The sequence below is a fragment of the Mycobacterium sp. 23 genome (assembly GCF_048287075.1).
GTDB lineage: Bacteria > Actinomycetota > Actinomycetes > Mycobacteriales > Mycobacteriaceae > Mycobacterium > Mycobacterium gordonae_B.
Map to the genome: position 1 here is coordinate 5,395,387 of NZ_JBLVUX010000005.1, position 18,610 is coordinate 5,413,996.

The following is an 18,610-nucleotide window of genomic DNA, read 5'->3' on the forward strand; positions in this document are numbered from 1 at the left end:
GTTCGTCTTGGGCAAGCACCTCAACCGGGCCAAGGCGCACTTCGGCACCGACACCCGCGGGCTGCTCGAAGGCGGTCGCTACGCACTATCACACACGCGCAGCATGGAATTCGACGACCTGCGCCCGTATGTTCCCGGCGACGACGTCCGCGACATCGACTGGAAAGCCTCCGCCCGGTCAGGCAGCGTGCTCATCAAACGGTTCGTCTCCGAGAAGCACCACAAGATCCTGCTCGTCGCCGATGCCGGCCGCAACATGGCGGCCCTGGCCCCCAGCGGGGAGTACAAGCGCGACGTAGCCGCCCACATCATGGGCGCCATCGGATTGATCGGCCTGCGGCGCTCCGATCAGATCGGCATGGTGTTCGGCGACAGTCGCGGCTGTGTGAACGTCCCGCAGCGTCGCGGCGAGACGCACGTCGAAGGCCTGCTGCACCGCTGGTACCAGCACACCATGACCCATCCCGGCAGCAGCGACATTGCCGCCCAACTCGATTATGTTGCAACGCATTACCGCCACTCCATGCTGATCGTCGTGGTCTCCGACGAACCCGACGTCGACGAGGAACTCCACGGCGTTCTCGCCAGATTGAGCGGGCGCCACGACATGCTGTGGGCGATGGTGTCCGACATGCCCGCGGTGGGGCCGGACAACACCGACGGGTACGACGTCGCCACCGGGCGATTCGTGCTGAACGGAGCCGACCTGGGTCCGCGGGTCGTCGCCGCCTACCGCCGCGCCGAACAGGTCCGCCGCGACCGACTCGCCAAGTTCCTGACCCGTCGCGCGATCCCGTACGCCACCATCGCCGGCAGCGATGACATCCGCCGCGAGCTCGTCGGCCTGACCGAGGCGGCCGGTCGTGCCGGATGATCTGCTGCGCCATGTGTTCGGTCCGCAGCCCTACTCATCGGCGTGGCTGGTATGGGCCGTACTGCTGACCCTTGCCGTCATCGGTTGGTACGCGGGCATTTTCGTATGGACGCTGCCATCGCACCGGCTGCGCCGAATCCCCGTGGTGCGACGGATACACGCCCGGGTGATCCGCGACCGCTTCGCCCGCCGCGTGCAGCGCCTGGCCGGCGAACACCGCGCCGGGCGGATGTCGCGACCGCAGGCCAGCGCGGCGATCGCTCGCACGGTCCGCAGCTTTCTGCACCAGGCGACCGGTGCGAAAGCCCAGTATCTGCATATCGGCGCCCTGGCCGAGGACCAGCTCGACGCGGCCGCGCCCCTGCTCGCCCTGCTCGATGATGCGCAGTTCAACGCCGAGACGAGAGTCGAGGTCGGCGAGGTGAGCCCCATGGCGCAGGAGTTGATCCGCTCGTGGACCTGAAGTGGTGGCCGGTAGCGGCCGTCGGATCAGGCTGCTTCGTCGTCGCAGTCTTGTTGGCGGCGGTGCTACCCATGACCGCCGCGCGCCGGCGGCTACGCCCGCTGGCCAACATCGCACGACTGACGCGATTGCCCGAATACGCCAGAGTGGCGCGGCTGCGTTCACTGTCGACGGTCGTGACCCTGATGGTGCTGACGGTCATGTTCGGCGCCGCCACGTGGGCGGCCTCCCGTCCGGCCGCGGCCGGTGAGGAGTTCGACGCCGCGTCCTCCGAGGACGTGATGCTGTGTGTCGGACAGCCGCTGCCGGATCGCGCGACGGTGGAGATGCTGGACTACTTCGCGCAACAGGCCGGCGCAGCGCCGCAGACCCAACGCATCGGTCTGACGTCGGTGAACCGCCGGCTGGTACCGCTTACGCGCGACCACCAGTACGCCGTGTCGCGATTCGGCGAATACGCTCGCGCGCCCCGGTTGCAGTCGGCGTCGTTCGCGCCGACGGTGCCGTACACCGATTACGCGACGAGTGTGGAAGATGTTCTGGCGCTGTGTGTTTCGGGTTTCCCTCATTTCGAGCAGCCCGGCACGCACCGACGATCGGTGATTTATCTGGGGCCGTCGGATTTGCGCATGGCGGGGGAGCCGCGAGCCGCGTTGTTCACGGGCGGCGCGGTGCGGGAGTTGGCCGAGCGCGCCGGGGTCCAACTCAATGTGGTCGACACGGCGCCGTCACCGAAAAGCGGGTCGTTGCTCGCCCTCACCGAACAGACCGGCGGGCGATATCTGGTGCCGGGATCGGTATCGGGGGCCCTGGATGACATTCGGGCGCACAACCGTGCGGCACGCCACGGCACCGTCGCAAAGGCGGACTCCGCGGATTCGCCGGTGGTGCCCCTGGCGATCGCGCTGGTCTCGGCGACCGTGCTTTCGGTGGCGCTGATGGGGTTACGCCGATGACGTTCCAGCCCGTGCTGCCCTGGCCGATTCTCGCCGTCGTCGCCGGCGCGCTCGTCTTGGCCCGCGTGGTTGCGCTGCGGCAGGTGTTGCTGGGAGCAGGACGCCGACGTGCCCGCACCGTGCTGCGCTGGGGCGGGGTGACGCTGGCGGTGTTGCTGATCATCGCGGCCGCCGCCCGGCCCGCACTGCGCGACGACAGTACCCGCGAGGGAACAACGGCTTCGGCCGGTGAGAACCTCAATGTGTTTCTGCTCGTCGACCGGTCGGTGGACTCGGACGTGATGCCTGGCATGCGCGACGACATTGCCGCTTTCATCAAGAGATACCCGGCGGCGCGATACGCGCTCATCGACTTCGCGGCACGGGCCACCCTGGATTGGCCGCTCTCCGAGGACGTCTGGAGTCTGCGGCCCACCATCGCCGCTTTGGATTCCTACCGCGGCGGCCCGAGTGCTGGACTCGACGTCGATGCCGCGGCAGCGAGCAACGTGCTGCGATATCAACTCATTCAGGCGACCCAGCAGTATCCGGGGACCCGAAATATCGTGCTGTACTTCGGTTCCGGAGCCCCCGGAACGCGCGCTCCGCAGGACGACTTCAACAGCGGATCGGTCGACGGCGGAGCGGTGCTGGGCTACGGCCGCGCCGACGGGATCGACGAGGCCGAACTGCGTAAGGTGGCGGGGCAACTCATCGTGCCGTATCAGCACCGGGAACCCGGTCAGCCGCTCCAGCCGGACCTGCCCGACCGGCCGAGCGCCGCCGGCACCCGCGCGGAGGCTGACGACCTGCTCGAGCTGTACTGGCTCCCCGCGCTTCTCGCCGCGGTGCTGCTGCTGAGTGAGATCTACCTTTCGGTGCGCGAGTTCCGGCGCACCCGCCTCACCCGGCGGGACGCGGCATGACGCGGCGACCGGAACGGCTGCGACTGCGACGGCGGCTGCTGATCTACTCGGCTCCGCTGGTGCTGCTCGTGGTGTTGATCGTGGCGAAGCTGATATCGGTTGTGGTGGCCGGAGATTCGGCGGTGTCGGCGTTCGGGCGCGGCGACGGGGGTGCCGCGCGGGACGACGCGGCGGTGCTCGGCGTGGCCAACGTGATCGAACCGGCGAAGGCGCCGTTCGCCGCGGGCGCCGCCGCTGTCCTCGACGGACGGCTCGACGAGGCGGACGCGGACTTCGTCGCCGCGCTCGCCCGCACCGGCACCGCGGACTCCTGCCCGGTGCGGGTCAACCTCGAGCTGGTACGCGAAACCCAGGGCGACCGCGCCGCGGCGGCCGGCGACCGGTCACGCGCCGACGAACGTTATGCGAGCGCGTTGACCGTCGTGGGTGACGCGCCGCCGGTCTGCTTCGCTGACAACAACGATCCGGACACGCAGCGGCAGGCCCTGCGTCGTGATGCCGCAAAGCGGTTGATGGACAAGCGGAATGCTCTGAACTCGCCGCCGCCAGCCGCCGCTCAGCCCCCGCCGCCACCGCCGCCGCCCCCGGTGGCGGTGCCGATCCCGGTGGCGGTGGCACCCGACGGACGGGAGATTCCGCCACGCCGGCTCGACCCGACCGAGGGCGATCCGCTGACCAAGTTGCAGCAGGTGCTGCAGGACGCGGCTGGCGCAGCGCCGCCGGGCTAGCCGCTGGGCAGCGCTGATTCTAAGCTGAGGGTCCGGTTGTGCGAATGGCTGCCGGCCTCGGCGCAGTCCCGATGACGAAGGCCCGCTTACTCTTCGGAGGGCCGGCTCCGCAGGAATCGCAACCCCTTCCGGCGGCTTCCTTGGGCGGAGGCAGGGTTCGCCATACCTACCCCGTAGGTGAAGATGGCGGGATCAAAGCGTATCCGGATGAAGCAGAGGTCGCCGCCGCGCGAGACGACGCGTCGCTCGGTCGCCAGGATGCTGCGCAAGAAACACGAAGAACCGAAGGCGCGAAGAGCGCCTTGGTCCTCGTTGCGGCGTGAATGCAAGCGGAGTCGCCGCACGTGCAGCCGGTGGTCTCACATTGGCACGATTGGGTGTCGCCAAATCTCAAGCTATACCCCCGTGGGGTATATAAGTCAACGCAGGCTCAGGATCGGACTAGCCGCGCGATGGCGGCGGAGGCTTCGGCAAGCTTCGCGTCCGCCTCGTCACCACCCTGCGCGATCGCGTTGCTCACACAGTGGTCGAGATGCTCGTCGAGCAGATTCAACGCCACGGCCCGCAGGGCGCTGCTCACGGCGCTGATCTGAGTGAGGATATCGATGCAGTACTTGTCGTCGTCGATCATCTTCGCGATGCCGCGGACCTGGCCCTCGATTCGGCGCAAACGCTTGGCGTGGCCGTCCTTATGCGCTGCGTAACCGTGCGTAGTTGGCATGAAGTCTCCAAGGTTCGTCGGGCCGGTTGGCTGCGTCGGTTGGCACGCGGCACCGATGCCGGATCCGACTATCCTAACTACCCCGCCCGGGTACTCGATCCGCTTTAGGGTGTACCCCGTCAGCAGTGGTGAGCGATCAACTGCTGTTGAGCGGCATGGGTTTCCACCTGCGGATCGATCGTCGACGCTTCCGCGGCAGGCAGCGGCTCATTCCGATAGCCGCGCAGTCGGTTGGCATTACCGACAACGGACAGCGATGACAGCGCCATCGCCGCCGCGGCTATCATCGGCGACAGGCGCATCCCCATCAGGGGATACAGCAGGCCCGCTGCCAGGGGTATGCCGATGGCGTTGTAGATCAGGGCGAAGAACAAGTTCTGCCGGATGTTGCGCATGGTGGCGCGGGACAGACGAATCGCGGCGACAACTCCGGCCAGAGAACCGGAGATCAAGGTGATGTCCGCGGCTTCGATGGCAACGTCGGTGCCGGTTCCGATCGCGAGACCGACGTCAGCCTGGGCCAGGGCCGGCGCGTCGTTGATGCCGTCGCCCACCATGCCCACTCTGCGACCCTCGGACTGCAGCCGGCGGATCTCGTCGGCCTTGTGTTCGGGCAAGACTTCGGCCAGTACCCGCTCGACTCCCACCTCTCGTGCGATGGCGCCCGCGGTCCGGGCGTTGTCGCCGGTGATCATCACCACCTGCAGGCCGAGCTTGCGCAAGGCGGTGATGGCCGCCGCCGAATCGACCTTGACGACATCGGCGACCGCGATCACGCCAGTGGGCTGACCGTCGACCGCGGCCAGTATCGGAGTCTTGCCGGCCGCGGCGAGGCTTGTGCTGATCTGCTCGAGTTCTGTTGTCGGTACCTCGTTTTCAGCCAGCAACGTCGGGGTCCCGACCAGAACGACGCGGCCGTCGATGGTCGCCCGGACTCCCTTGCCGGTGATCGAGATGAACTCTGTCGGCGTGGGGATTGCCAGGCTGCGATCTCGGGCTCCCGCGACGACCGCGCCGGCGATCGGGTGTTCGCTGTCGGCTTCGGCGGCAGCGACCAGCGCGAGCAGTTCGTTCTCTCCCACGGTCGGCAACGCTTGGACATCGGTGAGCGCCGGCTTGCCCGCGGTGATGGTCCCGGTCTTGTCCAAGACGACGGTGTCAAGTTTGTGCGCGGTCTCCAGCGCCTGCGCCGATCGGATCAGGATGCCGGCACGGGCGCCCTTGCCGGTGCCCACCATGATCGACAGCGGAGTCGCCAGCCCCAGGGCGCACGGGCAGGCGATGATCAGCACGGCCACCGCCGCCACCAGCGCCTGCGTCAAGGCAGGCGGTGGACCGGCGACGAACCAGACCGCGAAAGTGCCAACGGCTATTGCCATCACGACGGGCACGAAGTAAGCCGAGATCGCGTCGGCAAGCCGCTGGATCGGAGCCCTGGACGCCTGCGCCTGCTGCACCATGCGGATGATCTGGGCAAGCATCGTGTCGGCACCCACCTTGGCGGCGCGTACCCGCAACGAGCCGGTGGTGTTGACGGTCGCGCCGATCACAGTGTCACCGGCGTGTTTGGTGACGGGCATCGATTCACCGGTCACCATGGACTCGTCGACGGCGGACTGTCCCGACGTCACGGTGGCGTCGACCGGGATCTTCTCACCCGGGCGGATGAGGATCTCGTCGCCGACCACCACCTGTTCGAGCGGGATCTCGATCTCAGCGTCACCGCGCACGACGCGCGCGGTGCGAGCCTGCAGGCCTAGCAGGGCCCGAATAGCCTCGCCCGTACCGGCTTTGGCGCGGGCTTCCAGCAGCCGGCCCAGCATGATGAGGGTGAGGATCACTCCCACGGCTTCGAAATACACATCGCGAACCTCGGGCGGCAGGGCCGTCGAGGCGACGGTGACGAGAAGGCTGTAGCCATACGCCGCGCCCGTACCGAGCGTGATCAGGCTGTTCATGTCGGCGCTGCGGTGAATCAGCGCCAGCCAGCCGGTCCGGTGGATCGGCCAGCCGACGTAGAACATCACCGGGGTGATCAACGCCAACTGCACCCAATGGTTGAGCAACACCTCCGGCACCCAGCGGGCACCCAGCGGATGGGTCATCACGGCGTACAGCACGGGTGCGGTGAGTACCGCGCCGATCGCGACGCGCCGCGTCAGGTCGGCGATCTCGGCCCGGCGCTCCCGCGATTGAGCGGCTTCGGTATCGGCGGCCGCAGCGTCAGCGACGCCGGAACTCGCGTGCGCCGTTGCCGTCTCGCGATCGTCGGCATCGGGGGGTGGCGCGCCGGGGTCACCGGGGGTCACCACCAGCGTGCCGTGGATCATGTTCATGCTGCAGGAGAAGCCGAACGATCCCGCGTGTTGTGGAGTGAAGGTGACGGTGGTTGTCTGATGCGCAGGCAGGGCGGCCGACAGTTGCAGGTCGGGAAACACCACCACCGAGCTGCAATCCCCGGTTTCCTGGCGGTCGAATTTGATCTCCACCGGAATGCCTTGTCGCACTTGGACGATGCTCGGGCTGTAGCCGCCGCGGATGGTGATCCGCGCCCGCTGCAATCCGTCGCTGACCGCGCTGGCGTGAGCGCGGCGCGGCGCAAAGAAGTACCACGCCAGCCCCGCGATTGCCAGCGCTGCGCCGGCCAGTACGGCAACATCGATGTTCGACATCACGAACTCCTCGTTACTAGGGCGCTCATCCGAGCCTGATAGGTGGCGGCATCGATGTGCCCGGACATCCGTTCGCGGGCGATCACAGCCTCGGCGATCAGGCCCCAGCACCGGCGCGATGGACCCGCGGCTTCACCCAGCGCATCACCGGGTTGCGGAACGGCCGAGACCAGCGCGGCGATCGCATGACGCCGCCGCGGCTCAAACCGCATACCGGTAACGGCTACCGTACAAAGGATCAACAGTTCAGCGGCACCGATCGCGACCGCGACCCAGTGGCCACTGGCCACCTGCCCATATCCCGAAGCCACCGTGCTCACCCCGTTCGCCCGTGTTTCCCGGCCGATCGACCGACGTGTTGACACCATCCCGCCTTTATACCCCTGAGGGGTAGGGACCAAGGTCACCTGCATCAAGCCGAAAGTCGCCGAGGCGGATGGCCGTTACTCGTTGGGAACACCTGCGGCATGCTGTACCCTGCTGGGGTATGGGTCCTGTCCGAACGTGGTCGGATGTCCGACGTGTCGGGGCCTACAAGCCTGCGCAGTTACTGTTTTTCGCCGTAGTGGCGGCCGCGGTGGCGCTGCTGGCGGTGATCGGACACTGCGTTCCGTTGCGCTCCCCATCCCAGTCGTCTCATTTTGCTGCGCCGCTGCTGTTGTCAGCGAGCCCGCAGGCCGCAGACACCACACATCACGCGCTGTTCGTCGACGGCAAGTCGAGTTGTAAGTCGTCCAAACTCCTGGCGACCGCCGCACTTCCCAAGTCGCCTCACGCCTCTTGGATGTTGCTCGGCGTCGTTCTGGTGGGACTGCTCGTCAAGGATCGGCCGGCGAAACTGTTGGGACCTGCCGGACGCGGCCCGCCGGGTTCGCCGGCTGCTGTCGGATCCGGTCGAGATTTGCTGACCCTGTTCTGCCTCGCTCGACGCTGACCGGTCAATCTCCGGCCGCGGCGGGATGCCGCGACGGCCGGTGAATCTGGCCCACGTCAATGTCCGCGCGCTCCGCGTCGCGGCCCCACGAAGCGATGACCGCCTGATGCGCATGGTGGCATCGGTGCCCGGAACCCGTTTCCCCCGCACCGCAGGGCCCCCGGCAGCAACGGTCGCCCGTGAAGGGAACTGTTATGGACTTCGGAATCCTTCCACCGGAGATCAACTCCGCTCGAATGTATAGCGGCCCCGGCTCGGCGCCGATGCTGGCCGCCGCGACCGCTTGGCAAGAAATGGCGGCTGAGTTGAGTTCGGCGGCAGCCTCATACGCGGCCGTCGTCTCCCAACTGGGCGCCTTGTCATGGTACGGCCCGGCATCGGCGTCGATGGCCGCAGCGGTTGCGCCGTACGTGGCATGGATGACCACGACGGCCACCCAAGCCGAGCAGGCCGCCGATCAGGCCCGGGCAGCCGCGGGGTGCTACGCGGCGGCGCTTGCGGCGACGGTGCCCCCACCGGTCGTTGCGGCGAACCGCGCCCTATTGATGGCACTTGTCGCTGCCAACATCTTCGGGCAGAACGCTCCGGCGATGGCGGCCACCGAGGCCCAGTACGCCGAGATGTGGGCCCAGGATGCCGCGGCGATGTACAGCTATGCCGGATCTTCCGCGGCCGCATCAACGCTGAAACCGTTCACCTCACCGCAGCAGACCGTCAACCTGTCGGGGTTAGCCCGGCAGAGCGCCGTTATGGCACAAACGGCCGGAAATTCCGCCGTGACGGACGTGCAGGCGGTGCTCGGTCAGCTGACCTCGGCGCTGCCGACGGCGTTGCAGCAACTCGCCTCGCCGCTGCTGTCAGGGTCTGCGCTGAGTTCGGTTACTCCGCTGCTGTCGGTGACAAGCTCAACCGCCTGGATTGCCAGTGCCGGCCTGTCCTCCGCGGAAAAACTGAAAGGTCTGATTCCGGCGGCCACCGCAGCACTGGCGCCGGCAATCGCCGGCGGGATGACTTCCGGGGAACTCGGACCGGGCCTGACCGGGCTGGCGGACGGCGGCGCGGCAGTGTCGGCAGGTGTGGGCCGAGCGGGCCTGGTCGGGGCGCTGTCGGTACCACAGACCTGGACTACCGCCATTCCGGCCCGGGCAGCGGCTGCGTTGGCGACCACCAGCCCGAGCGCTACTGTGGCTGCCACCGCCGGGCCGGGAAGCATGTTGGGCGGGTTGCCGTTGGCGGGTTCAACCGGACGGGGTGTAGCCGGCATTGTGCCTGACCCCCGATTTCTGGAACGGCCAGCGATGGTCCCGCGCTGGCCGGCCATCGGATAGCGGAATGGAGCCGCGTCACGCGACCAAACCGCAACCGCGCCTTGGTTGTAGCAGCCCGATTCCTAGAGTACCCTCTGGGGGTATGGGGTACTATGGGCGGTCGGCGAGGTGATGGCGCCCGTGCCAATTTCGAGCCGAAAATTCTGGGCCTTCGGTAAGCAGCCGCGTTGGCGTTCATCGGCCGCCGCGGTCGTCGTGATGCTGATGGTTCTCCTCTTCGGGCACTCCGCCATGCTGCGTTCCGAGACACACGCACCGCACCCGCCGCATGCTCTGCTGTCCTCGCTGGGTGGCGAAGCCTCGGTGAATACCAACCATGCGCACCTGCTCAACGGGGCATTCGCGCACTCTCACAACGAAGTCGCGACCGCGGTTCTGCCGCGTTCGTCGACCACCCTGATTCAGCTCGGCGCCGCGGCCGCGGTTGTCGCGATCACCACGATGCTGGCCAGTCTGGTCACCCCGGCGGGTCGCGGGCCGCCGTGCGCGCTCGCCTCTGTGCTCGTCGGGCAAGATATTTCGACACGTTTCTGCGTAGCTCGTCGCTGATCGTTCAGCGTCCGGTCGTCGTGCATTGAGCACCGCGACCCGATGACAGCCGACCGACATCAAGGCCACCCGAGGTGGCCACAGGCGAAAGTGACGATCAATGAACAATCTTCTGGCCTTGGAAAGCTGCGAGCGTTTCGAGCTGTCGAGTGATTCCGCCGAGCGGTACCACTCCTGGCGCTCGATTGCGGGGCGGCGAACAGCGTCCCATGTGAACTCCGAGAGATGCGCTCCCACCGCCGCCACTAATCGCCAGACGCGAGCCTTGGTGGGCAATACCCAGGTCCTGCGGGTCGGGGCCCCGTTCGGCACCGACGACCGCGGCTTCTGGGCCAAGCTGGAGGGCAACAACCCCGGCGGGATCAAGGACCGCCCCGCGCTGCACATGGTCGAATGCGCACGAGCGCGGGGAGACTTGCGGCCGGGCGCTCGGATTGTCGAATCAACAAGCGGAACCTTGGGTTTGGGGCTGGCGCTAGCTGGGCAGGTGTACGGCCACCCGGTCACCTTGGTCACCGACCCCGGCATGGAGCCGATCGTGCAGCGCATGCTTGCGGCATACGGGGTGGAAGTCGATTTGGTCACCGAGCCACATCCATCCGGGGGATGGCAACAGGCCCGCAAGGACCGGGTGGCCGAACTGATGGCCGCCGATCCGCGGGCCTGGAACCCCGATCAGTACAACAACCCCGACAATGTCGAGGCGTACCGGCCGCTGGCCTACGAACTCGTCGACCAGTTGGGCAAGGTCGACGTCCTGGTTTGCTCGGTGGGAACCGGCGGTCATTCGGCGGGAGTAGCCCGGGTATTGCGCCGTTTCAACCCGGACCTCAAATTGATCGGGGTCGACACCGTCGGCTCGACGATCTTCGGGCAACCGGCGGCAGCAAAGCGGTTGATGCGTGGGCTGGGTTCGAGCATTTATCCGCGCAATGTCGACTACCCCGCTTTCGCGGAAGTGCATTGGGTGGCTCCGGCAGAGGCGGTCTGGGCCGCTCGCACACTCGCGAGCACCTACTACTCCAGTGGCGGGTGGAGTGTCGGCGCGGTAGCGCTGGTCGCTGGATGGGCCGCCCGCACTCACCCGGCTGGAACGTGCGTCGCCGCGATCTTCCCCGACGGGCCCTTGCGCTACTTCGACACCATCTACAACGACGACTACTGCCGCCAGCACGATCTGCTTGACGTGGCGCCGCCGACCGAACCGGCGGTCATCGCCAAACCGTCCGACCGGGTGGTGCAGTCGTGGACGCGGTGCGCCGCGGTGATCGATCCGGTGATGCGGTAGTGAAGTTCATCGCACAGTTCCGCAGCTTCGACTGGCCCAGCCGGATGCTGATGATCAACCAATTCGGGATCAACGTCGGCTTCTACATGCTAATGCCGTATCTGGCCGACTATCTTGCCGGCCCTCTCGGGATGGCAGCGTGGGCGGTCGGGTTGGTCTTGGGAGTGCGGAACTTTTCCCAGCAGGGGATGTTCATCGTCGGGGGAACCCTTGCCGATCGCCTCGGCTACAAACCGCTGATCGTGGTCGGTTGTCTGCTGCGCACCGGCGGATTCGCGTTGCTGGTCGTGGCCCACTCGCTACCCGCGGTACTCATGGCGTCAGCGGCCACCGGTTTCGCCGGCGCACTGTTCAATCCGGCGGTGCGTGCCTATCTGGCCGCTGAGGCCGGTGAACGCAGAGTCGAGGCGTTCGCGGTGTTCAACGTCTTCTACCAGGCGGGCATCCTGATCGGCCCGCTGGTCGGAATTATGTTGCTCACCATTGATTTTCGGCTCACGGCTGCCGCCGCCGCGGCGGTTTTCGCGGTACTCACCGCAGCGCAACTCTTCGCGCTGCCTCCCCACCGCGCCGATCCCGCACCCGCGCAAGTGACCATTCTCGATGACTGGCGATCGGTCGTCAGCAATCGGTCGTTCCTGCTCTTCGCGGCGGCGATGATCGGCTCTTACGTGTTGTCTTTCCAGGTTTATCTCGCTTTGCCGATGCAGGCGGCTATCCTCTCACCCGGTCATCAATCCTCATTGGTGGCAGCGATTTTCGTTCTTTCAGCTCTTGTCGCCGTCGCCGGGCAGATGCGCATCACGAGTTGGTTCGCCGAGCAGTGGGGACCCGGGCGCAGCCTGACGGTCGGCTTGACCGTTCTGGCAGCGGCATTCGTGCCGCTGACACTGATACCCAATTCCACGCGCTTGGGGACGATAGCGGCCGTCGCCACCCTGCTGTGGTCGGCGGTCATGCTTGCCATCGGTTCGGCCGCCGTCTTCCCCTTCGAGATGGACACCGTCATGAGACTGGCCGGAGGTCGCCTGCTGGCCACGCATTACGGCTTTTACAACACCGTCATCGGCGTCGGAATAATGCTCGGAAACCTGGCTACCGGCGCACTCATGGGCGCGGCGCGGCGAGCGGGCATGGAGGAGCTGGTCTGGGCGGGACTGACCATCGTCGGCATCCTCGCCGCTCTGGCGCTGCAACGCCTGGACTCGGGCAGGCATCTTCGGCCGCAGAGGGTGGCGGTGAGTACTGAAGACGAGCCAGTGACGCAGTGACGAGTCAACCTCTACCCGGTGACCCGCTACAGCGAACTCACCGTGGCCTGCATGGTGTTGATCTCCTGCTGCTGGTCGGTGGCGATCGAGTGCGCCAGCGCGATGGCAGGGGAGAAGTGACCCGACTTGATTTCGTCTTGGGCCATGGCGATTGCGCCCTGGTGGTGCTGCACCATCTGAGTGAGGAAAAGCCTGCTGGCGGCAACGCCCTGAGCATCCCTGAGCGCTTGGATGTCCGGTTCGGACATCATCCCGCCCATCCCGGGCATGTCGCCGTGAGGCGACATCTCCGGCATCGACGGACTCGTCGGCTGCCCCCACCGCGTCAGCCAACTCTGCATCTGTTGGATCTCTGGCCCTTGGGCGGCCTTGATCCGGACAGCTAGGTCGATCACCCGAGGATCGATGCCTTGTTTGCCGAGCATGATGTCACTCATTTCGATGGCTTGCCGGTGGTGAGAAATCATGCTCTGGGCGAACGTGACGTCCCGGGCATTGTGCGCTTGCGAGCTCGCCGCGCTGGACGACCCAGGGGCCGAGGTGGTGCCAGCCTGGTTGCCCGGGCTGCTACATGAGGTCAATGCCAAGAGCGCCGCAACCGCGGCCGCGGCGCCGGTCAGTGACTTTCCCCTGCTCACGCTGATGTCCTTTCGTTGGTACCACGATATATACCTGGTATAGGTATAAATCATACTGCTGCTCTGCGTCTCCGGAACGCCGTGTGGCGTGCCCACCCAGCCCACGTGCGTCCAAACATTCTGCAGAAGAGAGCATCTCGCAGAGCCTCGCGTGTTCGGTCGCTTCCCGCAGTGCCAGCGGTGCCCTGGCGTACCGACGTAGAAACCACCCGCACCTCTGGCGTGGCGAACGGCACGGGTCCGCCAGTGGTCCCGCGATGCGGCGAATACCTGCGGATGATTTGCATGAAATAACTTGGTACCGTGGCAATAAAGCGCGACGAAGAGTCTGCGCCCGGGTGGCCCGGCGGGCGTGTGAGCGGTGAGCACGCTGAATGTGTGACTTTGGTCCCTACCCCCCATAGGTATAGGGTGGCAGTATTCCTAAGTATGACGCAAACACCTGAGCCCAGCGAAACGCCGGTCGCACCGGCACAGCCTTCCCACGCGGATCCTTCTGGCCGCCCGAGCAGGGTCGACCAAATCTGGTCCGTGGTCGCAATTGCCGCCGGCACCGTCTTCATCGTGTCCGTGATCTTCTTCTGGGGATTCTTCTTGGGGCGGGCCACCGACGGCCCCAACGGCGGGCACCGGTCATCCGGCGGCGGCATGGGGGAGAGCAGCTGTCCGATGATGGGATCCGGCGGCGGTATGCGGCCCGGCATGATGGGCCCGGGAACCTCCATGGAGCCGCACCCATCGACAACGCCGGCGCCACACTCCTAGTCAAACCTGTCGCCGCGTAGCCGATTTGGTGCCAGCGGTGTCACCTCAAACTCGGCCCGGAGCCGAATCCGGCCGGTTCAGACTTCGGAAAGGAGTCGGAAAATGAACAAGAAACGCCGGCAGCAAATCGGGTTTGCGGCCACCACCCTCGGCGCGACAGCGGGTCTGATGATCTTGGTGCTTCCGCTGGTTCCTCAGGTGAGCGCCAACCTCGACAACGCCGCAATTTCCGAGATGGGCATGGCAAACGAAATGCCCGTGCCGCACGTGATGCGTTACGGCGCCATCGCATACTCTCCGACTACCGGTGCCTGGGGCACATCGCGGGGCTATCAGGTCAAATCTCAAGCAGAACAAGTCGCATTGGCACAGTGCGGTGAACAAGACTGCAGGGTGATTATCAGTTTTAACCTGTGTGGTGCGGTAGCCTCTGACGGAGCGAATTACCAAGGTGGAACGGGACTTTCACGACAAGCGGCCGAGCAGGATGCGTTGAACAGGCTCGGGGGCGGAAAGGTCGTCAACTCCGTCTGCAACTAAGCGAACGCAGGTAGAGCGCGACCGACACCGTGATGTCGACGTCCTCGGCTCAATCCGACGACGTCGACTTCGCGGAATCTTCGTCCTCTTCGTCCTCTTCGTCGTCTTCGTCGTCTTCGTCGTCTTCGTCGTCTTCGTCGTCTTCGTCGTCTTCGTCGTCTTCGTCGTCTTCGTCGTCTTCGTCGTCCTCGTCGTCCTCGTCGTCGCCAGAATCGGCCGAGTCCTTCGCGGCATCGAGTTTGTCGGCGTATTTCGTCAATAGCCCAGCCAAGGCGCGGGCCTCGTCGGACGTCAACGAATCTTCAAACAATTGCTCGTCGTCGTCGGAGATCCGCTCAACGTGGACCGCGTTGTTCTCGACGCCGACATCCCAGCGGCCACCTTCTTGACGAGCCATATCGAGACCCCTTCCGTGTGTTGGTTGATACAACCTGCGCCGTCGCGCTAGTGGCCTGGTTACCCACTTCTACGTCAGAGCAAATGCAGCATCTTGTAGACGGCTGCCGCGAACTGTGATCTGCATCAGGCATGACTGGCGGAACATTCGTTCCACCGGCGATGTAGCAACCAACGACCCCTTGACAGGGGCCTTAATGCCCTGGTAGCGGCCGGTATTGCGGGGTAATGTCCGACACACCGCCAGGTCGGGATTTGTCGCAGTGCCCCGGCGTGACGGAGACAACCTCGCTAAGGGAGCACAGAGATGTTGAATAGCGTACCGATGCACAATAACGGGGTCTCTCAGCGGCGCACGCAGGATGCGGAGCTACTCAAGAAGTCTGGCGCGCACAAGCTCGTGGTCGCAGATCGCGACGGCAACTGCTTGGCGTTCCTGTTGGCTTGGGACAGCTTCGACTACGACCCTGAGACCGACACCTATGTGTGCGTCGCCGACAGCGATGGCCGAGAACTCATGACGATGTACACCGCCGGGGAGATCAAGGCGGCTCCCGGTGCGAACATGTTCGTTGTCACCGCACCGGACACGAGCAGCCGCAGCAGGCCGTTGCAGGCTTTGTAGATCACCGAGTTCCGACTCGGAACTCGTCGCGGGCGGCGTGTGAGTACACGCCGGATCGCACCGTGCGCCGGCGATGAGGCGGATGTCGTTGGGGGGATGTTCAGGCGGCGATGGTTATGATAGACCGTTCGTACGGTTAGTCTACGCCGAAGGTGTCAAATGCCCAGATCACCTGGCAGACGTAGCGAGATTCTCGACGCGTTTGTCCGCTACGTCGCCGAACGTGGTTATGAGAGAACAAATATCGGTGATATTGCCGATGAGTTGGGAATGTCCAAGGGCACCATCGTTCACCACTTCGGCACCAAGGCGCAGATGCTCCGGGAGCTGACCGAAGCCCATCTGGCAAGCCAGCTCGACGTGTTGCAGATGGTGTGGGATCGGGTGGCTGCCCCGCACGAGCGCATCGCCGCCATCATTTTCACGTCCGCACTGCTGCAGGTGATGGCCCGCGACGCGACGGTGGCGAGCCAGCGGGAAGTGGTGCAGTTGGCGGACGATCCGGCAATGCAGCAGGTGCGCAAGTTGCGCCACCAATTGCAGGCACTCACCATCGATGAGATTCGCAACGGGGTGGAGTGCGGCGTATTCCGAAGTGTCGACGTCGATCTCGCGGCACTACAGCTCTGGGGATCGCTCGAGTGGATGTGGGTGTGGTTTGACCCCAACGACTCCCGGACGCCCGAACGAGTGGGCGCCGCATTCGTGGACGTATTCCTCGGCGGACTGCTGCTGGACCGGCTGGGGCTGAACAAATGGGCCAGTCCATCGTCGGACGTCGTCTCGGTGGTGCGCGAGTGTCTCAGCGCGGTCACCGCGGGCTCGCACTGACCGGGAACAAGCCGAATCCTACTGGGCGCGTCGAGAATTGGTCGCGGCCAGCCGTGCAAATGGATGCTGACTGTACGTATAGTCTGACCCGCCGTACCGGAGGCTGCACCGCCACGACGTCAGTGCACCCGGTGAACATCGAAGTAGCGTAAATTCCCAGCTCAAAGCCGGTAGGCGCCAGCGGTGGGAGATCCGCGCCGAAGCAAGCAGCAGCCGGCACATCATCGAGATTTTGCAATCTGTTGACTGCACGTACGGTCTAATGCCATAGTTGCGCCGTGGCGCAATCGCGGGCGGCATGGAGCCGAAGGGTGGGGACCGGGACTGCCGGTCAACCCGACCATGTACTGCGCCCGAACGGTGGAACCGCTGCTACGCACCGCCCTACCGGGAGTCGAGAAATGCTGTCCCGCAACCGAAAATGGTTTCACCAAGCCGCCCCGCCGGTCGCCGCCTGGAGTCCATGCCGATGACCGCCTCACACACGATCGCCGGCCGGGTGGGCAGCAAGATCCGGCCGGGCACCGAAGTGGCCGGCGGGTTCTTCCGGATGTGCGTGCTGACCGCCAAAGCCCTGAAACGGCCGTTCGAGTGGCGCGAGTTCATTTGGATCGGCTGGTTCCTGATGCGGGTGTCGCTGCTACCCACCATCGCGGTGTCGATCCCCGAAACCGTGCTGCTCATCTTCACACTCAACGTCCTGCTGGCTGAGTTCGGTGCGGCCGACGTCTCCGGGGCCGGCGCCGGGATCGGCGCGGTCACTCAACTGGGGCCGATCGTGACGGTGCTGGTGGTGGCGGGCGCCGGGGGCACGGCCATCTGCGCCGACCTCGGGGCGCGCACCATCCGTGAGGAGATCGACGCGCTCGAGGTGCTCGGCATCGACCCCATCCACCGCCTGGTTCTCCCCCGCGTCGTCGCATCGACGATCGTCGCCGTGCTGCTCAACGGCTTGGTGATCGCCGTCGGACTGGGCGGCGGCTACCTGTTCAGCGTGTACCTGCAGAACGTCTCCAGCGGTGCTTATCTGTCCACCCTGACCGCCCTCACCGGCCTGCCCGAAGTGGTGATCGCGAACATCAAGGCCGCGACCTTCGGGCTGATCGCGGGGTTGGTCGGCTGCTACCGCGGGCTGATCGTCCGCGGCGGGTCCAAGGGCCTGGGCACGGCCGTCAACGAGACGGTCGTGTTGTGTTTCATCGCGCTGTTCGCGGTCAACGCGGCGCTGACCACGATCGGCGTCAGATTCGGAACGGGACGCTGATATGGCCACTGCCGCAACATATCTCAGGAGGCCCCGAGCAAACCTCGGTCGCTACGGGGAAGTGCCGGCCAAGGTGCTGCTGGAGCTCGGCCAGATGGTCTGGTTCGCGGTGACCGCGGTCGCCCAGATCCCGTTCGCCCTGCGCCGCTACCCCAAGGAACTGGTGCGGATGGTCGCCCAGATGGGTATGGGTACCGGCGCGATGGCCGTGGCCGGCGGGACGGCCGCCATCGTCGGTTTCATCACACTCTCCGCGGGTTCGTTGGTCGCCATCCAGGGCTACGCGTCGCTGGGGAATATCGGTGTCGAGGCCTTCACGGGCTTCCTGGCCGCCATGGTCAATGTCCGGTTCGTGGCGCCGGTGGCCGCCGGTCAGGCGCTGGCAGCCACCGTTGGCGCCGGCGCCACCGCCGAACTGGGTGCCATGCGCATCAGCGAAGAGATCGACGCGCTGGAAGTGATGAGTGTCAGGTCGGTCGCTTACCTGGCGTCCACCCGGGTGGTGGCGGGTCTGATCGTGATCGTGCCGCTGTACGCGTTGGGCATCACCATGGCCTTCGTGTCCACGCAGGTCACCACCGTTTTCTTGTACGGGCAGTCCGCTGGCACCTACAACCACTACTTCCACACCTTCCTGCGCCTCAACGACGTGGGTTGGTCGTTCGCCGAGGTGATCCTGGTCGCGGTGGTCGTGATGACGACTCACTCCTACTACGGCTACACCGCCCACGGCGGGCCGGTCGGCGTCGGTGAGGCCGTGGGCCGGTCGATGCGGCTGTCGCTGATCACCATCGTCGTCGTGGTGGTGCTGACCGCGATGGCGGTCTACGGCAAAAACCCGAACTTCAACCTCACGGTGTAG

At 65.8% G+C, this 18,610-nt stretch carries 22 protein-coding genes; 17 read left to right on the forward strand and 5 right to left on the reverse strand.

Going from position 1 to position 18,610, the window contains the following annotated elements; all coding sequences use genetic code 11:
- Nucleotides 1-7: 7 nt before the first annotated feature.
- Genes ACNQS7_RS26190 through ACNQS7_RS26210 form a run of 5 tightly spaced genes read left to right on the forward strand, consistent with a single transcriptional unit; the run spans nucleotide 8 to nucleotide 3,926 of the window.
- Nucleotides 8-874: a DUF58 domain-containing protein gene (locus ACNQS7_RS26190; protein WP_418014823.1), complete on the forward strand. Its 867-nt coding sequence runs from the start codon at nucleotides 8-10 to the stop codon at nucleotides 872-874.
- Entirely contained in the window at nucleotides 864-1,337 is a 474-nt protein-coding gene (locus ACNQS7_RS26195) for a hypothetical protein (RefSeq protein ID WP_418014824.1), read from the forward strand. Before ACNQS7_RS26190 ends, ACNQS7_RS26195 begins: the two co-directional genes overlap by 11 nt.
- Nucleotides 1,328-2,293 (forward strand): hypothetical protein, encoded by a 966-nt coding sequence (locus tag ACNQS7_RS26200; protein WP_418014825.1) that lies wholly within the window; start codon nucleotides 1,328-1,330, stop codon nucleotides 2,291-2,293. The genes ACNQS7_RS26195 and ACNQS7_RS26200 overlap by 10 nt, the downstream gene beginning before the upstream one ends.
- Nucleotides 2,290-3,198 (forward strand): VWA domain-containing protein, encoded by a 909-nt coding sequence (locus tag ACNQS7_RS26205; protein ID WP_418014826.1) that lies wholly within the window; start codon nucleotides 2,290-2,292, stop codon nucleotides 3,196-3,198. The genes ACNQS7_RS26200 and ACNQS7_RS26205 overlap by 4 nt, the downstream gene beginning before the upstream one ends.
- Nucleotides 3,195-3,926: a hypothetical protein gene (locus ACNQS7_RS26210; protein WP_418014827.1), complete on the forward strand. Its 732-nt coding sequence runs from the start codon at nucleotides 3,195-3,197 to the stop codon at nucleotides 3,924-3,926. The genes ACNQS7_RS26205 and ACNQS7_RS26210 overlap by 4 nt, the downstream gene beginning before the upstream one ends.
- A gap of 430 nt (nucleotides 3,927-4,356) precedes the next feature.
- On the opposite strand, the gene ACNQS7_RS26215 is transcribed toward ACNQS7_RS26210, so the two are convergent.
- From ACNQS7_RS26215 to ACNQS7_RS26225, 3 genes are all read right to left on the reverse strand, one after another.
- A complete protein-coding gene (locus ACNQS7_RS26215) occupies nucleotides 4,357-4,647 on the reverse strand; it encodes a metal-sensitive transcriptional regulator (RefSeq protein WP_418014828.1) in 291 nt (96 codons plus the stop codon).
- A gap of 119 nt (nucleotides 4,648-4,766) precedes the next feature.
- Complete coding sequence (locus tag ACNQS7_RS26220) at nucleotides 4,767-7,319, reverse strand: heavy metal translocating P-type ATPase (protein WP_418014829.1); 2,553 nt, start codon at nucleotides 7,317-7,319, stop codon at nucleotides 4,767-4,769.
- Nucleotides 7,319-7,687 carry a hypothetical protein gene (locus ACNQS7_RS26225; protein ID WP_418014830.1) on the reverse strand — a complete coding sequence of 123 codons (369 nt, stop codon included), beginning with the start codon at nucleotides 7,685-7,687 and terminating at the stop codon, nucleotides 7,319-7,321. The genes ACNQS7_RS26220 and ACNQS7_RS26225 overlap by 1 nt, the downstream gene beginning before the upstream one ends.
- Before the next feature lie 119 nt (nucleotides 7,688-7,806).
- On the opposite strand from ACNQS7_RS26225, the gene ACNQS7_RS26230 reads away from it, so the two are divergent.
- The 5 genes from ACNQS7_RS26230 (at nucleotide 7,807) to ACNQS7_RS26250 (ending at nucleotide 12,689) form a co-directional block, all read left to right on the forward strand.
- On the forward strand, nucleotides 7,807-8,253 hold the full coding sequence (locus ACNQS7_RS26230; protein ID WP_418014831.1) for a hypothetical protein: 447 nt from the start codon (nucleotides 7,807-7,809) through the stop codon (nucleotides 8,251-8,253).
- 194 nt (nucleotides 8,254-8,447) lie between these two features.
- Entirely contained in the window at nucleotides 8,448-9,581 is a 1,134-nt protein-coding gene (locus tag ACNQS7_RS26235; protein ID WP_418014832.1) for a PPE family protein, read from the forward strand.
- Nucleotides 9,582-9,701: 120 nt separating this feature from the next.
- Nucleotides 9,702-10,130 carry a hypothetical protein gene (locus tag ACNQS7_RS26240; protein WP_418014833.1) on the forward strand — a complete coding sequence of 143 codons (429 nt, stop codon included), beginning with the start codon at nucleotides 9,702-9,704 and terminating at the stop codon, nucleotides 10,128-10,130.
- Nucleotides 10,131-10,341: 211 nt separating this feature from the next.
- On the forward strand, nucleotides 10,342-11,418 hold the full coding sequence (locus ACNQS7_RS26245; RefSeq protein WP_418016155.1) for a PLP-dependent cysteine synthase family protein: 1,077 nt from the start codon (nucleotides 10,342-10,344) through the stop codon (nucleotides 11,416-11,418).
- A gap of 44 nt (nucleotides 11,419-11,462) precedes the next feature.
- Nucleotides 11,463-12,689, forward strand: a complete 1,227-nt coding sequence (locus ACNQS7_RS26250) for an MFS transporter (protein ID WP_418016156.1) — start codon at nucleotides 11,463-11,465, stop codon at nucleotides 12,687-12,689.
- Nucleotides 12,690-12,715: 26 nt separating this feature from the next.
- Here the strand turns inward: ACNQS7_RS26250 and ACNQS7_RS26255 are convergent, their stop codons facing one another.
- Nucleotides 12,716-13,126, reverse strand: coding sequence for a DUF305 domain-containing protein (locus tag ACNQS7_RS26255; RefSeq protein ID WP_418014834.1), 411 nt, complete (start codon nucleotides 13,124-13,126; stop codon nucleotides 12,716-12,718).
- A gap of 28 nt (nucleotides 13,127-13,154) precedes the next feature.
- Between ACNQS7_RS26255 and ACNQS7_RS26260 the strand changes: the two genes are divergently transcribed.
- From ACNQS7_RS26260 to ACNQS7_RS26270, 3 genes are all read left to right on the forward strand, one after another.
- Nucleotides 13,155-13,370, forward strand: a complete 216-nt coding sequence (locus ACNQS7_RS26260; protein ID WP_418014835.1) for a hypothetical protein — start codon at nucleotides 13,155-13,157, stop codon at nucleotides 13,368-13,370.
- Nucleotides 13,371-13,858: 488 nt separating this feature from the next.
- Nucleotides 13,859-14,092, forward strand: a complete 234-nt coding sequence (locus ACNQS7_RS26265; protein WP_418014836.1) for a hypothetical protein — start codon at nucleotides 13,859-13,861, stop codon at nucleotides 14,090-14,092.
- 102 nt (nucleotides 14,093-14,194) lie between these two features.
- Nucleotides 14,195-14,632, forward strand: coding sequence for a DUF4189 domain-containing protein (locus ACNQS7_RS26270; RefSeq protein WP_418014837.1), 438 nt, complete (start codon nucleotides 14,195-14,197; stop codon nucleotides 14,630-14,632).
- Nucleotides 14,633-14,681: 49 nt separating this feature from the next.
- Here ACNQS7_RS26270 and ACNQS7_RS26275 read toward each other — a convergent pair whose 3' ends face one another.
- Nucleotides 14,682-15,029, reverse strand: a complete 348-nt coding sequence (locus tag ACNQS7_RS26275) for a hypothetical protein (RefSeq protein WP_418014838.1) — start codon at nucleotides 15,027-15,029, stop codon at nucleotides 14,682-14,684.
- Between the two features lie 306 nt (nucleotides 15,030-15,335).
- Between ACNQS7_RS26275 and ACNQS7_RS26280 the strand changes: the two genes are divergently transcribed.
- The 4 genes from ACNQS7_RS26280 (at nucleotide 15,336) to ACNQS7_RS26295 (ending at nucleotide 18,610) form a co-directional block, all read left to right on the forward strand.
- Nucleotides 15,336-15,653 carry a hypothetical protein gene (locus ACNQS7_RS26280; RefSeq protein WP_418014839.1) on the forward strand — a complete coding sequence of 106 codons (318 nt, stop codon included), beginning with the start codon at nucleotides 15,336-15,338 and terminating at the stop codon, nucleotides 15,651-15,653.
- Nucleotides 15,654-15,812: 159 nt separating this feature from the next.
- On the forward strand, nucleotides 15,813-16,484 hold the full coding sequence (locus ACNQS7_RS26285; protein ID WP_418014840.1) for a TetR/AcrR family transcriptional regulator: 672 nt from the start codon (nucleotides 15,813-15,815) through the stop codon (nucleotides 16,482-16,484).
- 469 nt (nucleotides 16,485-16,953) lie between these two features.
- Complete coding sequence (locus tag ACNQS7_RS26290; protein WP_418014841.1) at nucleotides 16,954-17,748, forward strand: MlaE family ABC transporter permease; 795 nt, start codon at nucleotides 16,954-16,956, stop codon at nucleotides 17,746-17,748.
- Nucleotide 17,749: 1 nt separating this feature from the next.
- Entirely contained in the window at nucleotides 17,750-18,610 is an 861-nt protein-coding gene (locus ACNQS7_RS26295) for an ABC transporter permease (protein ID WP_055578514.1), read from the forward strand.

What these genes read in the sequence shown, in the direction of transcription:
- ACNQS7_RS26205 (WP_418014826.1), top strand. Translation starts at nt 2,290, where the DNA reads ATGACGTTCCAGCCCGTGCTGCCCTGGCCGATTCTCGCCGTCGTCGCC.
- ACNQS7_RS26210 (WP_418014827.1), top strand. Translation starts at nt 3,195, where the DNA reads ATGACGCGGCGACCGGAACGGCTGCGACTGCGACGGCGGCTGCTGATC.
- ACNQS7_RS26215 (WP_418014828.1), bottom strand. Translation starts at nt 4,647, where the DNA reads ATGCCAACTACGCACGGTTACGCAGCGCATAAGGACGGCCACGCCAAG.
- ACNQS7_RS26220 (WP_418014829.1), bottom strand. Translation starts at nt 7,319, where the DNA reads ATGTCGAACATCGATGTTGCCGTACTGGCCGGCGCAGCGCTGGCAATC.
- ACNQS7_RS26225 (WP_418014830.1), bottom strand. Translation starts at nt 7,687, where the DNA reads ATGGTGTCAACACGTCGGTCGATCGGCCGGGAAACACGGGCGAACGGG.
- ACNQS7_RS26230 (WP_418014831.1), top strand. Translation starts at nt 7,807, where the DNA reads ATGGGTCCTGTCCGAACGTGGTCGGATGTCCGACGTGTCGGGGCCTAC.
- ACNQS7_RS26235 (WP_418014832.1), top strand. Translation starts at nt 8,448, where the DNA reads ATGGACTTCGGAATCCTTCCACCGGAGATCAACTCCGCTCGAATGTAT.
- ACNQS7_RS26250 (WP_418016156.1), top strand. Translation starts at nt 11,463, where the DNA reads ATGCTGATGATCAACCAATTCGGGATCAACGTCGGCTTCTACATGCTA.
- ACNQS7_RS26255 (WP_418014834.1), bottom strand. Translation starts at nt 13,126, where the DNA reads ATGAGTGACATCATGCTCGGCAAACAAGGCATCGATCCTCGGGTGATC.
- ACNQS7_RS26260 (WP_418014835.1), top strand. Translation starts at nt 13,155, where the DNA reads ATGCTCTGGGCGAACGTGACGTCCCGGGCATTGTGCGCTTGCGAGCTC.
- ACNQS7_RS26270 (WP_418014837.1), top strand. Translation starts at nt 14,195, where the DNA reads ATGAACAAGAAACGCCGGCAGCAAATCGGGTTTGCGGCCACCACCCTC.
- ACNQS7_RS26275 (WP_418014838.1), bottom strand. Translation starts at nt 15,029, where the DNA reads ATGGCTCGTCAAGAAGGTGGCCGCTGGGATGTCGGCGTCGAGAACAAC.
- ACNQS7_RS26280 (WP_418014839.1), top strand. Translation starts at nt 15,336, where the DNA reads ATGTTGAATAGCGTACCGATGCACAATAACGGGGTCTCTCAGCGGCGC.
- ACNQS7_RS26285 (WP_418014840.1), top strand. Translation starts at nt 15,813, where the DNA reads ATGCCCAGATCACCTGGCAGACGTAGCGAGATTCTCGACGCGTTTGTC.
- ACNQS7_RS26290 (WP_418014841.1), top strand. Translation starts at nt 16,954, where the DNA reads ATGACCGCCTCACACACGATCGCCGGCCGGGTGGGCAGCAAGATCCGG.
- ACNQS7_RS26295 (WP_055578514.1), top strand. Translation starts at nt 17,750, where the DNA reads ATGGCCACTGCCGCAACATATCTCAGGAGGCCCCGAGCAAACCTCGGT.